Here is a 16040-nt window from a genome sequence, read left to right as displayed (position 1 = left end):
GATTCCATTGTAAGCCAAACAAGGGAAATTGTTCGCCCTGGCCGAAAGCATGAAAGAAAAAAACGCCCAAAGAAACTCTACTATATGAATTACAAACCTTTATAGCTTAAGTCAACGACATTGATATCCAATTATATTATTATAATCTTTTTAATCTTTTAATATCCTCTTCAATTTCTTTCAAACTCAATTCTTTTGATATCTCTTTCTGTTTTTCTTTGTATTTCTCGTATTCAACTTCCGATTTATCTAAAGCCATCTGGTGGCTTATTTTTCCGGCGTGTGTGAGTAACTCCCTGCCGTTTAGCTGTAGAATGGAATCGAGCCGTTCAATCCAATCCTTCATGTACATTGGGGTTTGCTGTTGTGCCATTGTTTCGGCAAAAGCAAGGTATTGTTCAACCAGTAAACCTAAGAGTTTTATTTCGTTCTCGTTCAGGTAATTCTTAGCAACGCTAATATCAGTTTTTTTAATGCTTACAGAATTTTTCTTGTCATACGATTGCATCCCGAGCAAGGGTAACGAAGCATCAATACGGCGGTATATTAGTTCGGCTGCCGTTTGCTGGCTAATTGCCCAAAGCAATTTGTTTTGTACCACTTTAAAGAACAGGATTGTTTGTTCATCATGGGCATTATAATCGATGCTTGTTTTGTATATATCTTTGATTTTTTGGTAGAAGAATCGTTCAGAGATACGTATCTCCCTAATACGTTCTTGCAATTCAGAGAAATAGTTCATTGAACTGCCCGACTTAAAACGCTCGTCGTTTAGGGTAAAACCTTTAATAATATATTCCTTAAGCCTTTGTGTTGCCCAAATACGGAATTGTGTACCTTGTTGTGATTTTACACGGTAACCAACTGAAATTATGACATCGAGGTTGTAGTAATTAACATCGTAGGATTTGCCATCGGTAGCAGTTGTCCGGAAATTCCGGACAACTGAACTTCCGTTCAGTTCACCTTCTTTGAAAATATTGTTAATATGCTCAGATATAGTGCGTTTATCCTTATTGAAAAGTATTCCCATTTGAGCTTGTGTAAGCCAAGCGGTTTCATCCTCTAGTCGAACATCTATTTTTATATCGCCTTCATTGTTTTTATATATGAGTATTTCGCTGGTATTCATGTGTTTAATTTTCAATAGTTTTTCAATGTTTTAATCTCTATTTACAATACTCCTGAATTGCATCATACGCAAAGTCTAGGCCTAGCTCACCAGCTTTGCTTAAATCTAAGCATCCGCTATCCTTTTGGCCTAATGTGATTTTCACAAGACCCCTGTTGCAATATGCGTGTGCACTTTTTGGGTCTATCTCAATGACCTTTGTAAAGTCTAGAATTGCTCCTCTGTAATCGGTAAGGTTAACTTTTGCGCTTCCTCTGTTGCTATAAGCCTCTTCGTATAAAGGGTTAATTTCAATGGCTTTGGTGTAATCACTAATTGCTCCGATATAATCTTGATCGCTTAATTTGGCATTGCCTCTCTGACAGTAGTAAAATGCGTTTTGGGGATCTTTCTCAATCGCTTTGGTATAATCCTCAATTGCGCCGTTATAATCTTGTGTATTTGCTTTTTCAGCTCCACGTTTATAGTATTCATCAGCTGTTTGGCAGAATACTGATGAGAAAATTAGAGATAAAGAGATTATAGAAAACAATTTCTTCATAACCTAATACTTATGGATGAGTAAGGTTTGTATTATATCCTATAAAGTTATAAAAATTAGTCGATAAGTTACTTTCCGATACAAAACTTCGAGAATATATGCCCAAGAATATCATCAGTAGTAATTTCGCCAGTTATTTCACCAAGGTAGTAAATGGCTTGCCTGATATCGATTGCAAGTAGATCGCTGGGGAGGTTGGTGCTTAGGCCAGTAATTGCCTGATCGAGATTTTCCTTTGTTTTCAGTAGTGATTCGTAGTGACGGACGTTGGTAACAATTACCTCATCGCTATCGGTTTGCCCGTGGAGGCCAATGTTTATTAGGGTATTGGTTAGCTGCTCGATATTATGCCCGCTTTTAGCCGATATGGTTAGCGCGTATATGGAGGGGTAGTCCTTTTTAAGCATTGAAAGGATGCTATTGAGCCGGTCTTTATCCGCTTTATCCTCTTTATTTAGCAGGATTATCAACCTTTGGTCATCGGTGAGCTTTGTTTTAACCTCTTCAACGGAATGGATTACCTCATCTACTGTGATTTGTGCATCAACTAGTAAAAGGATAACTTTTGCCTGTGATATTTTTGCATAAGCACGCTCAACGCCAATGGATTCAACGATATCCTTGGTATGTCGCAGCCCAGCAGTATCAATAAATCTAAACGATATTCCACCAAGGTTTATGGTATCTTCAATAGTATCCCTTGTTGTACCAGCAACTTCCGATACTATTGCACGTTCCTCGTTAAGCAGTCGGTTAAGTAGCGTTGATTTTCCAACGTTTGGCTTACCCGCAATTGTTACGGGGATTCCCATTTTAATTACGTTACCGAGTTGGAATGAGGCAATCATCTTTTCAATAACTGACAAAATCTCGGTTATAAGGTTTTTAAGCTGAGTTCTATCAGCAAATTCAACATCTTCCTCGCTAAAATCGAGCTCAAGTTCAATAAGTGCTATGAAATGGAGTAGCTGATCGCGTAGGTTTTTTAATTGATCGGAAAACCCCCCTCGCATCTGCTGAAGTGCTACCCTGCGGGCTGCTTCGCTGGATGATGATATTAAATCGGCTACCGCTTCGGCTTGGGATAGATCCATTTTGCCGTTAAGGAATGCTCGTAGAGTGAATTCCCCAGGTTGGGCAAGTCTTGCACCATTCCTTACTAATAGCTCAAGTATTTGCTGCTGGATGATTTGTGAACCATGGCATGATATTTCTACAACATCCTCGCTGGTGTAGGAGCGGGGGGCTTTGAAAAGGCTAACCAGAACTTCATCAACAGGCCTATTGCCATCGTAAATGGTGCCATGATGAATTGTGTTGGGCTTTTGTGCCGTTAGCTTTTTGTTTTTTGAGGATGGTTTAAACAAATTATCGCAAATTGCGATAGCATCTTTTCCGCTGAGCCGAATTATGGCAATGGCTCCTGTACCGGGGGCGGTTGCTATTGCTACAATTGTAGTATCGTCTAAAATCATCCTAAAAGTGTTTGTGCAAAGCTAGTAAAAAAGTGGGAATGGAGTATCGGTGGAGATTGTTAGCAAAACAAAACCCGGTTGCCCGGGTCCCGTTTTTCACATATCATTTTAAACTTTTCACTTTCCTTCAATCAGCTTAACGGTATAATCTAACGCTTCATCAAGCATCTCAGCAGGGGGATCTGCAACAAAACCTTCTTTGCTTAAGAGGGCTGCCATAGATCTTGAGTAATCAATATCCCTTTTAGCAATTTGATAAACCTCATCCCATGTTAAAGTTTTACGTGCAACACCATCTTTAATAGCCTGCATGGCAACATCTGCAGCTTCAACAGCAAACACATCAGGTTCATCCATTTTGGGAACAATGTTTTCTGGGTTAATTCCACGCTTTTCGGCATAGTTAGCCAATGAATGGGCTGCTGTAATAGCCATTTTATCGGTTATTTTTGATGCTCTTACAATTAATGCACCCTTTAAGATTCCAGGAAACCCTATGGAGTTATTGACCTGATTTGGGAAATCACCTCTTCCTGTTGCAACGATATAGGCACCTGCTTCCTTTGCAGCGTAAGGGTAAATCTCGGGTACTGGATTTGCACAGGCAAAAACTATTGCTTTCTGATTCATTGCTTTCACCCACTCTTTTTTAATAGTATCGGGACCTGGAGTTGATGCTGAGATTAGAACATCAGCATTTTTAATGGCCTCCTCAAAAGTCGAGATGCAATTTGGATTTGTGCTTTCGCAGAGCTCCCATTTCCTATAAAACCTTTCATCTGCCTTAATATCTGCTCTCTTTTTATGTAGAGCACCTTTTGTATCGAAAAGGATTATTTTCTTTGGATCGCCACCATCGGCAATGATAAGCCTTGCTATAGTTGTATTTGCAGCACCCGCACCAAAAAGTACAATTCGAGTATCGCCAATTTTTTTATCAACAAGTTTTAGGGCATTGATTAACCCTGCAAGGGTAACGCATGCTGTACCCTGAGCATCATCGTGCCAAACAGGGATAGTGCATTCTTCTCTAAGAACATCTAATACTTTATAGCAGTTGGGTTGAGAGATATCTTCAAGATTAATAGCTCCAAAACTGTACTGACACATCTTTACAAAATCGATAATTTTTTGAGGACTGTTGTGACAACCATTATCTCGACTATCGACACAAAGTGCAACGGCATCAACACCACCAAGGTATTTCATCAGGAATGCTTTTCCTTCCATAACGCCTAATCCTCCTGAAGGAGAACAATCCCCATCGCCAAGAACACGCGTTGAATCGCTAACAACGGCAACTAGATTGCCTCTATTAGAAAGTTCAAATGAAGCATCATTATTCTCTCTAATATTTGTTGAAACCTTTGATACTCCAGGAGTGTACCATACATTAAACCAATTGAATCCTGGTACAGGGACTTTTGGTGCTACTTGGGTTTTTCCACCATAGAATTTATGAGCTTTTTCGGAAAGGCGTTTTAAAAAGATTGTTTTTCCTTTTGCTTTTTGTTCTTCATTCCAGTTTGATGGAAAAATTGACCCAAGATTTTCAAGTTTTACATTGATTTTACTCATAATGTGATAGATAAAGTGATTTCTTTCTTATATTTTTCGAAAGCAATTTACAAAGAAATTTTTAAGTGTTATTTAATACGAGTGTTTTAAAACAACAAATTGATTATATTCGAAAAAAATTTGATACATAAATTATTCTAAATAGCTAAATCGATGAGCGTACTAGTAAATAAGGATTCAAAGGTTATCGTTCAGGGGTTTACAGGTAGCGAAGGGACATTCCATGCAACCCAGATGATAGAGTACGGAACAAATGTTGTGGGTGGAATTACCCCTGGGAAAGGCGGTCAACTCCATTTAGGTCTTCCCGTTTTTAATACGGTTGAAGAGGCTGTTAAAAATGTAGGTGCTAATGTGTCGGTGATTTTTGTACCACCAGCCTATGCAGCCGATACAATAATTGAAGCGGCAACTGGAGGTATTAAGGTGATTATTTGTATCACCGAGGGAATACCCATTGCAGATATGGTAAAAGTAAAGCATATACTTTCCGAATTACCTGATGTTAGGCTTATTGGACCCAACTGCCCAGGAGTAATTAGCCCCGGCGAGGCTAAGGTTGGAATTATGCCCGGATTTATCCATAAAAAAGGCAGTATTGGGGTGATATCGCGTTCGGGTACTTTAACCTACGAGGCCGTTGACCAGCTTACAAAGCAAGGACTAGGTCAATCAACCTGTATTGGGATTGGTGGTGATCCAATAATTGGTACAACAACCCTTGAAGCGCTTAAACTTTTAATGGATGATTCCGAAACTGAGGGAATTGTTATGATTGGTGAGATTGGCGGTAGCATGGAAACCGAAGCTGCACAATGGGTTAAGGAACATGGAACTAAACCTGTAGTTGGCTTTATTGCAGGCCAAACAGCTCCAAAGGGTAGGAGAATGGGTCATGCTGGAGCAATCATTGGTGGGGCAGAGGATACCGCTGCTGCAAAAATGAAAATTATGCGTGAATGTGGAATCCATGTTGTTGAATCGCCAGCTATGATTGGGGAAACTATGAAAAAAGCGTTAGTAAAATAAAAGAATAATGGAGGGATGTTTTACAGATATATTTTCTTCCATTCAAATATTATTAGGAATTCAAAAATAATCATCGGATTTACTCACCTCTCAAGTCAATTAATCAAATGAAAAAGTACATTAAGGTTATACTTATTGTTGTTGCAATTGTATTGGTATTCGTGGGTTTTTATGGGTATCAAATTTATAAAATGGTGATGGGAAGTGAACCATTAACCGGTAAACAAGAAAATATACCAACAAATACAGCCTCTATACCCCCAATCACTGTAGGAGTTGCGGATTGGACAAATTGGAGGGGAACTAATTTTGAAGGAAAAAATGCAACAACTGGCATTAAAACCGATTGGTCCAATGGGCTTGAAAAACTTTGGGCAGTCAATTACTTGTGTCAGGATAAAGCAACCGCTTCATGGTCGTCCGTTGTAGTTCAGGGTAATAGGTTGATTGTTCCTGGCAGGGATGCTAAGAACGATTTAGTTTTCTGCTTAAATGCTGATAATGGACAATTGATTTGGAAAGGCTCCTACGAGGCTAAAGCCGAAACGGCTCATGGCCCTGGCTCACGTGCAACCCCATTTATTGATGAGGATAAGGTATACACATTTGGACGTAGTGGCGATTTGGTTTGCTGGCAGCTTGAGGATGGAAAACTCCTTTGGAGAAAAAATGTAAAGGATGAGGGCGGTATAGAACCATCATGGGGTCTTTCAACAAGTCCGCTTGTATCCGAGAATATGGTTATAGTACAAGGCGGAGGAAAAGCCTTAGTGATAGCCTATGATAAATTAACTGGCAATGTTCTTTGGAAATCAATGGAAGGCGAGGTTGGATACTCCGCTGCAATAACCATGAACATTGAGAACGAGGTTGAACTTCTTATTTACCACGCAAAAGGGTTATCGTGTCTTAACCCTGCGGATGGTAAAGTTCGATGGACTGTTCCTTGGCCAACCGAGTATGGTGTTAATGCAACAACACCGATAGTTTGTAGTGATATTGTTTACCATACCTCTGGTTATGGTATGGGCTGCGAGGCTATAAAGGTTACCAAGGATGGATATTCCGTTCTTTGGAAAAGCCAGGTGTTGGCAGCACAACACTCCGATCCAATTCTTATTGATGGATATATATATGGATATTCAGGCGAAAGCACCCGAAATGTTGGTCAGTTTAAGTGCATTGAGTTTTTAACAGGCAAAGAGATGTGGAGCACAGATCAAATAGGGCAGGGGACAACAACCTTTGCCGATGGGTATCTTATTTGTCAGGACTTAAAAGGGAATATTTTCCTTATAAAACCCGATACATCAGGCTTTAAAAAGATAGGCGAGATTAAATCTGCCATTGGGGATGTAAAAAACCTTGCTTGGACAGTACCAGTGGTTGCCAATGGAAAGCTATACCTTCGTTATATACAGCAGTTGGTTTGCTACAAACTTGTTCCATAGAGGACTATTAGCCAACTATAAACTATTAAAACCGCCGCCTTTAGGTTGGCGGTTTTTTTATTGCATAAAGCCACAAAGGGTATAATAATTTTATGATGCTTGATGAACAAAAAGTATATTTGTATGGAGGATGTCAGGAATCAGACCTATCCCTTAAATTTTAAAGTATAGGTCTTACAAGATTAGACATATATTAAGTTACCAGTCATTTTATGACGAACTTGGAGAACTCTCTTGATAAAGATGAAAACTATTTAAAACCGAAATATTATGAAAACCAGAAAACTCAGGAATCAAGTTATTTCAAACATTCTAGCAGGTTTATTTCTCATTTTAGCCTTATTTGCTTGTAATAATAATGAGAATCCAACTGTAAGCGTTGTTAAGAATTATGTAAAACAAAATCCAGAATATGGAAATTTAAATGGAACAAGCGATATGCCCAATTGGGCAAATGGTAAACGACTAGAAGTAAGAACAGATAATGGTAGATATTTATTTTACATAAGCGGTAATGAGGTCGTAGGAATTGATAAGTATTTAGAAAATGGTTCAAGGGAGAAAGTATTTAAAAAAGAAAGTTCTCTCACAGAAACCAAATCTGAATCTTCATTAGATGAAAACCTTCCTCAATACCAAATACTGTTTCAAGTAGAATTAATGTCTGGAGCGGGTACGTTTGGAGAAATATTAGTTCTTAGTTATTCTAAAGAAATCCCTAAAAAGGAAAGAGAAAGCACATTAAGAAAAATTATCAAGAAAGAGGGTTTTGTATCAGCTATGCTTTATTCAACCGAAGAAGCATATAAAGCGAACAGTTCTGAATCCTTTTCAAAAGCACATCCAAACGCACTTAAAAAAGGTTACTTAGGACAAATAACTGAACAAGGATTATTTATTGAATAAAAAATAAAAAACGCCTAGTAACACGTGGCAAAATCTATTGGGGCAGATGTGCAGATAAGCAAGTTTTTAGTACTTTAGTAAAAGTTTACCGTAGGATAGATGTTCGGTTCTTAACTCCCCAACAGCTCTTGCCACGGAAACGTTGTATGCAATAGACCAGGCATTTTGCATACAATAATGATTCAAAATTTAAAACTTGATTTATAATATAGCAAATATTCTTTTTTAACTTAACATTAGATTTATGATTATTAGCGTATTGGAAATAGCCTTGCTCATAATGTTTCCCTTAATTTTATTTTATCAACGGAGTATTTGGACTTATAAAAAATATTTGCCAAGCATAATGATTATTTATTTGATTTGGTATTTATCATACATGCTGTTTCATGAGTTGATGCATATGCTAGGTGCTTGGATTTTTGATAAAACTATATATGAAACCAAGTTGATTCCTAAATTTTGGGCTGGTGATCTTGGTTCAGGATATATCAGATATGATTACAAAAGTGATTCCAAAGATTTTATAATTATTCTTCTTCCATATGTTAGAGATATTATTCTTCTTGCACTTGGATATTTATTGATAATTAAAGTTGAGATAAAAAAGCCTTTTATGATAGGTTTAATTTTAGTAATAATGATATTGAGTCCGCTTTTCGATATTGGGAACAACTATTTTGCTTATTTACTTGGGTCCATGAATGATTTTAATGCACTTGGAGAATCAAGTAATAAGTTATTTTCTCATTTGATTGGGATTTCATTTTTTATGATTTCTGCTATGATTTCAATCCATATTCTAAAAAGATGTAAGAATTATCCTGAACATTACAACAATTAGATTCAATATCTACTGCATACAACAGCGTATTTATTGACTCCGCCGAACTCCCAAACACAACCAACTAGCAAACGTTGTGTGGCATAATAAAGAAACGAAATTCACAAAATATTGAAGAAATGAACAAACGATTTTTATTTTTTTCTATTAGCATTTTGCTAACAGTATTCAGTTGTCAACCGTTTTATCAGTTGATTAATATTAGTCCTTCTACCAGGTTGAAGAGCATCACTTTTTCAGAAACCGATTTAAATCCCATTTATCAATTGTATTATTCAGACACAATAAATAATGCATATCTGAGGGAGCTTCGTCAAGTTTATAAGCTAGATTCATTAACAGAAAGGACGGATAACGAATTTGAAAAGATAAAAGCAATACTTGATTGGACAAATAAACAATGGGCTCATAGTGGAAGTAATACACCTTCAAAATCTGACCCTTTGACAATTTTGAAAGAAGCTAAAAAGGGGAATAATTTTAGATGTGTTGAATATGGGATTGTGTCAGCAGCAGCTTTAAATAGTATCGGTATTCCATCAAGAGTTTTGGCATTAAAAACAGCAGATGTAGAAAAAGTAAAATATGGAGCAGGACATGTTGTTGCAGAAACTTACTCAAAGGAATTCGAAAAATGGATATTTATTGACGGACAGTTCAATGCGATTCCCATATTAAATAATATCCCATTAAATGCCGTTGAATTTCAAAAAGCAATTAAAGGAAACAGTGTTAACATAAAGATAATTAATAGCAAAGGAGATATCTCAAAAGCAGAAAAGGAACGGTATATTGCTTGGATAAGCAAATATCTATTTTATTATGACATAACCTTTGATAATCGGTATATTGCTAATAAAGACAAAGTGAAAATTAATGAAAAGTCCAAGTTAATGCTGGTTCCTCTTAATGCAGATAATCCTTCTGTCTTTCAGCGGAAAAACAAAATAGATGATTGTTTATATACTAACAATATTAACGATTTTTATCAAAAGCCAAATTAAGAATTACGCCACACACACGTAGTAATAAATATTGGAACTAGACATTGCAGATGCGACATTTTTATTATATTTATCTAAGTTTCTAACGGCGGATAGATGTTCGGTTCTTAACTCCCCAACATTTCTTACTACAGAAATGTTGATTTTCATTGATTGACAAAGCTTTGACTGAGTTTCTCTTATTTGTATATTTGACGAAATTAAAAGAACATGGAAGCATTAAGAATTGAAATACTTAACCCGAAAGTCAAGACCATTTTGAAGCAGCTAGCTGATTTAGATTTAATCACTATATCTAAGACCGAAAAACCAAGTTTAGAGTTAAAAAACCTTCTAAAGAAACTTCGGTTGAAATCTGAGGAAGTTCCTTCTTTGGACGTCATTACAAAGGAGATAGAAATCGTTAAATCAGAGCGATATGCCAAGAAAAAAATTAGAAGTGAAGTAACTGAGTGTCGAGATCCCAAAGATAACTTCTTACTTAATTTAACTATTGACTCAAAAGCAGACTATCTTGCAACTGGCGACAAAGACTTGCTTGTTCTAAAGCGGATTGGAAAGGCCAGAATAATTACCCTTCATAAGCTGGAAGAAATCTTAAAATAAATTCACGAATGCCTTCTTAAATCCCTTAATCATCATAAAAATGAAAATAGCCATAATAGGAGCAGGAGGGGTTGGTGGATACTTTGGCGGTAAGCTTGCCCATGTTGGTTACGATGTAACCTTTGTTGCTAGGGGTGAGCATCTAAAGGCAATTCAGCAGAATGGGCTGGTAGTTAAAAGCATTCATGGTGATTTTAAAGTGGAATCGGTTAAAGCTACGGATAGTATAAAATCTATTGGAGCTGCTGATCTGATTATAACATCAGTAAAAGCATGGCAAATTAAAGAGATTGCTAGAGAATTAAAAGATGTTATAAATTCAAATACCACTATTCTACCACTCCAGAATGGCATTCTTGCCACTAAAGAACTGGTGGAGTTTATCAATCGCAAAAATGTTGTTGGCGGGCTATGTCGCATAATCAGTAAAATTGAATCTCCTGGGGTGATCAATCATCTTGGACTCGAACCTGTAATTATATTCGGGGAGTTGGATAATTCTGTAACAGAAAGAATTCAAATGATAAATGATGTATTCAGTGGGGCTGGGATAAGATCAATAATATCTAAGGATATAGATGCTGATTTATGGGAAAAATTCATTGCTATTTGTGTTAGTGGATTGTTAGCCATTACAAAAACAACTTATGGTGAATTAAGGGAACTCAAGGAGACAAGACAACTAATGATTGATCTGTTTCGTGAGATTTATTTGCTATCGCAAAAAGTTGGAATTAAGATTGATCCCGATTTCGTAGATAGAACCGTAGAAGCAATTGATAAAGTTCCTTACAATAATACATCCTCGTTAACAAGAGATGTTTGGGCAGGAAAACCATCCGAGATTGAATACCAGAATGGAACTGTGGTTAAACTTGCACAAAAGTATGGTATTGATGTACCAATCAATAGATTTGTTTATAGTTGCATTCTACCAATGGAGAAAAAGGCTAGAAAACAATAATGAACTGCCTAGGAAATATTTAACTTGATACGTGTTTCAAAGGGGTCACTGTGTATAGGGTTTCCCCCTTTTTTAAGGGGGAATTAAAGGAGGTAAATGTCTCTACCCTTTTACAACAGCCTCCCACATCACCTCAATTGGGTGTAATGCTTTTCGGCCTGTACCATCCTTTATTTGGTGCCTACAGCTTGTTCCAAGAGCAACTATTGTAACATCCTCTGGTGTTTTACGAATCTCGGGGAAAAGCACAAGCTCGCCAACCTGCATCGATAGCTCATAGTGCTCCTTTTCATAACCAAATGATCCTGCCATGCCGCAACATCCGCTTGGAATTTCAGATACAGAATACCCATCGGGGAACGAAAGCATTGCTTTGGTTGCTTTGGTTGATGCCACTGCTTTTTGCTGGCAATGACCGTGCAGTTTCATCATTTTTGCTTGTGAATTAAACTGCTCCTTACGGATATTACCTTTTTCAACCTCCAACATAAAAAACTCATCGAATAGAAATGAATTTCTGGATAGGTAGGATGCGCTGCACAAATTATCAGAATCGGATAAATCCAAATATTCGTCCCTAAAACTCAGAATTGCTGATGGTTCAATTCCAATAATAGGAGAGTCGTTGGAAACCAATTTGCTAAGCAATTCAATATTCTTATTGGCAATCTTTTTCGCTGTTCTTATAAGCCCTTTTGAAATATAGGTTCTTCCACTTTCAAAAACATCTGGAATAATTACTTCGTAACCAAGAATTTCGAGCAGTTCAACGGCTTTAATACCAATGTGTGAATCATTGTAGTTTGTAAACTCATCGGGGAGAAGAAAAACACTTTTGCCATTCTTATTCGGTTTGGTTTTACGCCTTTTAAACCAATTTTTGAAAGTGATTTTGTTAAGAGTAGGCATCTTCCGTTTGGGCTCAAACCCTAAACCTTTCATGATGATTGGTGATATCACCCTATTTGAAAGGAAAAAGTTCGTAATTCGAGGAGCAATGCTACCCAAAGAGTTTATTCTTGTGATATATGCTACCATTCTACTTCTAAGCGGGATACCATTAGCATCGTACCAATGCTGTAAGAATTCCGCTTTAAGTTTAGCAATGTCAACACTCGATGGGCATTCATTTTTACATGCCTTACAGGATAAGCATAGATCGAGTACTTGGTATATCTCCTTGTGATCGAATGGATTTTTTTTATCGCTTTGGGTTAAAAACTCACGTAGAATATTGGCTCTTGCCCGTGTCGAGTTTCCTTCATGCTTTGTAGCCATATAGCTTGGACACATCGTGCCTCCAGCAAGAATGAATTTACGGCAATCACCTGAACCATTGCATTTTTCAGCAGCACGCAATATTCCCTTTGTATTTGAAAAATCGAATATAGTTGATATCTCCTTTTCTTTTCGACCGGGTATATATCGTAGGAAAGTGTTTAATTGAGGGGTGTTTACAATTTTCTCGGGATTAAAAATATTATCGGAATCAAAAACACGCTTAACGTCTTGCATTAACTTATACACCTTTTCGCCTACCATAATTGGGATAAGTTCACCCCTTAATCTGCCATCGCCATGTTCACCGCTTAACGAACCTCGATACTTTTTAACTAGATGAGCCACTTCGTAGGCTATTACTCTAAACAGTTCCACATCCTTAGGATCTTTCAGATTTAAAACCGGCCTAAGATGAAGTTCTCCGCTTCCGATGTGAGCATGGTAAACACAATCGAGATTATGGCTTGCCATTATTGCAGCAAACTCTTCCATATAATCTGGAAGTTTTTCAACATTAACCGCTGTATCCTCTACAAGTGATACTGGTTTAGCATCGCCCTCGATATTCGATAGAACGCCAAGTCCTGCTTTACGTAAAGCCCATACTTTATTGATATCATCACCCCAAATAGACGGGAAATGGTAGCCATACCCAGCGGCTCGCAGATCTGCCTCCATTTGAGCAGCAATCTGTTCAATTTCAATCCTTGTCTCTCTGGCAAACTCAACAATTAGAATGGCTCCAGGATCACCCTGAACAAAATATCTGTTTTTCTGCTGCTCAATATTTCCTTTGGTACAACCAAGAATGATATTATCCATCATCTCTACTGCTCCCGGTTTGTATTTTAGAGCAATAAGATTTGCTTTAAAGGCATGATTTCGCTCTTCGAGATGAACTGCGATTACCGCCTTTTCTTTGGGTGGCAGAGGAACCAAATTAAGCTTAATTTCAGTAATTAAGCCCAGTGTTCCCTCACTTCCTGCTATTAGATTAGAAAAATTAAAGAGGTTATCGTTATTGGCAAATACGCAATTATCAACAAGTTTATCGAGGGCATAGCCGCTATTTCGGCGTTTAACAGCTGGTTCAGGGTATTGCTCAATAATTTCGTTGCTAATGCTACTATCCGATAGCATTGAATGGATAAAGCGATATATTTCACCTTCCTTACTCTCAATTTTAAGTTTCTTGTTGAACTCTTCTTTCGACAATGGAGAAAACTCGTATTCTAAACCATCATCAAGAATCATTTTTACAGAAATAGTGTGATCTCGTGTACTTCCATAAAGTATAGAATGTGAGCCACAGCTATTATTACCCACCATTCCAGCAATCATGCAACGATTAGATGTAGATGTTTCAGGCCCAAAAAACAAACCATATTGCTTAAGAAATTGATTAAGTTCATCGAGTATAACACCGGGTTCAACTCTAACCCAATGTTCATGAGCGTTTACCTCAATAATTTCTCCCCAGTATCTTGAGATATCAACAATAATTCCTTTACCGACAACCTGCCCTGCCAAAGAAGTTCCTGCGGCACGTGGAATTAATGGTATTTTATGCTTTTTAGCAAAAGCAACTAATTTAACTAAATCATCCTTGGTTTTTGGTAAAGCAACAGCATCTGGAATTTCGCGATAGGCTGATGCATCTGTAGCATATTGCAAAAGGGTGGAATTGTCCCATGATAAATCTCCATCAAGGTGATGCTTTAGCTCATTAAGACTATGATGCAAGTGATCTATTTTCATTTCAATGTTCATTTAAGGGGCTAAAGGTATAGATTTTTAACTTTTGAAAGATAGTGGGTAATATCTGTGTCATATAAAAACGCCATTATATGTAAGATTCAAAGTACTTAATCATAATAAATAGAATAGTTTTTTTATTTCTAAATGAAAAATAATAGTTTTACAATCTGCTATTATTTATGAGAATACTTCTTGTTTTAAAACGTTTTGATTTTGGTGGTGCGGAAAATCATGTGTGTGATCTGGCAAACACTCTATGTGAGCTAAAACACGAAGTATTTTTGGTAACGGCTAAAGGGAGGCAAACCACTTGATTAAACCCACAAGTAAAACTTATTACTTATCAATTTAGGGATATTCTACTGCCTTATAATGTTCTACAATTATATCGAATTGTTAAAAAGTACAATATTGATGTAATCCATGCACATCAAAGGTTATCAATTTTAACATCTTGTATTATTCGCAAGTTTATTGACATTCCTGTTGTGGCAACCGTTCATGGTAGAACAAGGCTGGATTTAAAATCAGAATTTACTCAAAAGACACCTGATAGGGTTATATTTGTGAGTAATCATGTTCTCAATGTATCAGCATGTTACGTTAAAATTAAAGAGAAATCAGTTGTAATTCCCAATGGGGTGGAGGTTAAATTCATTTCTCGCAGAGAGAAACCTTATTCAATTACCTATGTTAGCAGGATAGATAGAAATCATTCAAAAGTAATCTTAATGATTATTCAGAAGATAATTCCTGAACTAATAAAAGAATTCCCCAGTATAACTTTTAATCTTATTGGGGAAGGTAATTGTCTTAATTTAATTACGAAGGAAACTTCAATAATGAATAGTAAGCTAGGTAAAGAAGTATTCAAAATATTAGGTTATCATCCAGACGTTAAAGATTTCTTTTTGAATTCAAGCCTTATTTTAGGAGTTGGAAGAGTTTCCTTGCAGGCATTAGCTTATGGTGTTCCTGTTCTTTCTGTTAACCAAAAAAGATTAGGTTCAATAATCACTACTGCAAATTATGCCGATTATAAAGAGAATAATTTTGTTGCAATTGGTAATGAACCTCCAAATATTGATGAAATTTATACTGTTTTAAGTGATTTTTTTAATAACTTGGAAAAATACCGTAGGGACGCTAATGTAATACAAAACTTAGTAAATACTGATTTTAGCCTTAAAAATGTAGCATACAAAACAGTAGATTTGTATTCAGAGGCAATAAATTCCAAGAGAAAAGTTAGTTAGACTTACATTTTTAAAATATTTTACGCACTTGCTTCAAATTTACCAAATACTATTTTACCTACTAATCATTCATTTTTTTTGAAAATAACTTTTAGATTGAAAGAAAATATTGTAAAACATGTTATTTTTTAAAGTTTTCCATTAAATAATGAAGTTTTTTTATCTAATTTTATCAAAAATAATTTTCAGATATAACTAATTGATAATCAGTTAAA

Annotated in this window: 13 protein-coding genes; 8 read left to right on the top strand and 5 right to left on the bottom strand. The window is 36.5% G+C overall.

Going from position 1 to position 16040, the window contains the following annotated elements:
• Nucleotides 1–139: 139 nt before the first annotated feature.
• The 4 genes from HOO91_10895 to HOO91_10880 form a co-directional block, all read right to left on the bottom strand.
• On the bottom strand, nucleotides 140–1132 hold the full coding sequence (locus HOO91_10895) for a virulence RhuM family protein (protein NOU18049.1): 993 nt from the start codon (nucleotides 1130–1132) through the stop codon (nucleotides 140–142).
• A 37-nt stretch (nucleotides 1133–1169) separates the two neighbouring features.
• Entirely contained in the window at nucleotides 1170–1673 is a 504-nt protein-coding gene (locus tag HOO91_10890; GenBank protein ID NOU18048.1) for a tetratricopeptide repeat protein, read from the bottom strand.
• 68 nt (nucleotides 1674–1741) lie between these two features.
• On the bottom strand, nucleotides 1742–3148 hold the full coding sequence (gene mnmE, locus HOO91_10885; GenBank protein NOU18047.1) for a tRNA uridine-5-carboxymethylaminomethyl(34) synthesis GTPase MnmE: 1407 nt from the start codon (nucleotides 3146–3148) through the stop codon (nucleotides 1742–1744).
• Between the two features lie 117 nt (nucleotides 3149–3265).
• Nucleotides 3266–4726 carry an NADP-dependent malic enzyme gene (locus HOO91_10880; protein NOU18046.1) on the bottom strand — a complete coding sequence of 487 codons (1461 nt, stop codon included), beginning with the start codon at nucleotides 4724–4726 and terminating at the stop codon, nucleotides 3266–3268.
• Between the two features lie 153 nt (nucleotides 4727–4879).
• Here HOO91_10880 and sucD point away from each other — a divergent pair, with 153 nt between their 5' ends.
• The 7 genes from sucD to HOO91_10845 all read left to right on the top strand — a co-directional run bounded on the left by sucD (nucleotide 4880) and on the right by HOO91_10845 (nucleotide 11530).
• Nucleotides 4880–5755, top strand: a complete 876-nt coding sequence (sucD, locus tag HOO91_10875) for a succinate--CoA ligase subunit alpha (protein NOU18045.1) — start codon at nucleotides 4880–4882, stop codon at nucleotides 5753–5755.
• A 107-nt stretch (nucleotides 5756–5862) separates the two neighbouring features.
• A complete protein-coding gene (locus HOO91_10870; protein ID NOU18044.1) occupies nucleotides 5863–7206 on the top strand; it encodes a PQQ-like beta-propeller repeat protein in 1344 nt (447 codons plus the stop codon).
• Nucleotides 7207–7476: 270 nt separating this feature from the next.
• A complete protein-coding gene (locus tag HOO91_10865) occupies nucleotides 7477–8112 on the top strand; it encodes a hypothetical protein (GenBank protein NOU18043.1) in 636 nt (211 codons plus the stop codon).
• A gap of 244 nt (nucleotides 8113–8356) precedes the next feature.
• On the top strand, nucleotides 8357–8956 hold the full coding sequence (locus tag HOO91_10860; GenBank protein ID NOU18042.1) for a hypothetical protein: 600 nt from the start codon (nucleotides 8357–8359) through the stop codon (nucleotides 8954–8956).
• A gap of 191 nt (nucleotides 8957–9147) precedes the next feature.
• Nucleotides 9148–9960 carry a transglutaminase domain-containing protein gene (locus HOO91_10855; protein ID NOU18041.1) on the top strand — a complete coding sequence of 271 codons (813 nt, stop codon included), beginning with the start codon at nucleotides 9148–9150 and terminating at the stop codon, nucleotides 9958–9960.
• Between the two features lie 210 nt (nucleotides 9961–10170).
• Nucleotides 10171–10566 (top strand): putative toxin-antitoxin system toxin component, PIN family, encoded by a 396-nt coding sequence (locus HOO91_10850; protein NOU18040.1) that lies wholly within the window; start codon nucleotides 10171–10173, stop codon nucleotides 10564–10566.
• A gap of 40 nt (nucleotides 10567–10606) precedes the next feature.
• Nucleotides 10607–11530, top strand: a complete 924-nt coding sequence (locus HOO91_10845) for a 2-dehydropantoate 2-reductase (GenBank protein NOU18039.1) — start codon at nucleotides 10607–10609, stop codon at nucleotides 11528–11530.
• A gap of 102 nt (nucleotides 11531–11632) precedes the next feature.
• Here the strand turns inward: HOO91_10845 and HOO91_10840 are convergent, their stop codons facing one another.
• On the bottom strand, nucleotides 11633–14569 hold the full coding sequence (locus HOO91_10840) for an FAD-binding protein (GenBank protein ID NOU18038.1): 2937 nt from the start codon (nucleotides 14567–14569) through the stop codon (nucleotides 11633–11635).
• 335 nt (nucleotides 14570–14904) lie between these two features.
• Here HOO91_10840 and HOO91_10835 point away from each other — a divergent pair, with 335 nt between their 5' ends.
• Entirely contained in the window at nucleotides 14905–15825 is a 921-nt protein-coding gene (locus HOO91_10835; GenBank protein NOU18037.1) for a glycosyltransferase, read from the top strand.
• Nucleotides 15826–16040: the final 215 nt, after the last annotated feature.

The organism is Bacteroidales bacterium (assembly GCA_013141385.1).
Classification (GTDB): Bacteria; Bacteroidota; Bacteroidia; order Bacteroidales; family Tenuifilaceae; genus UBA8529.
Note: the sequence above shows the minus strand (reverse complement) of the source record. Positions and strands in the feature narration are given on the sequence as shown.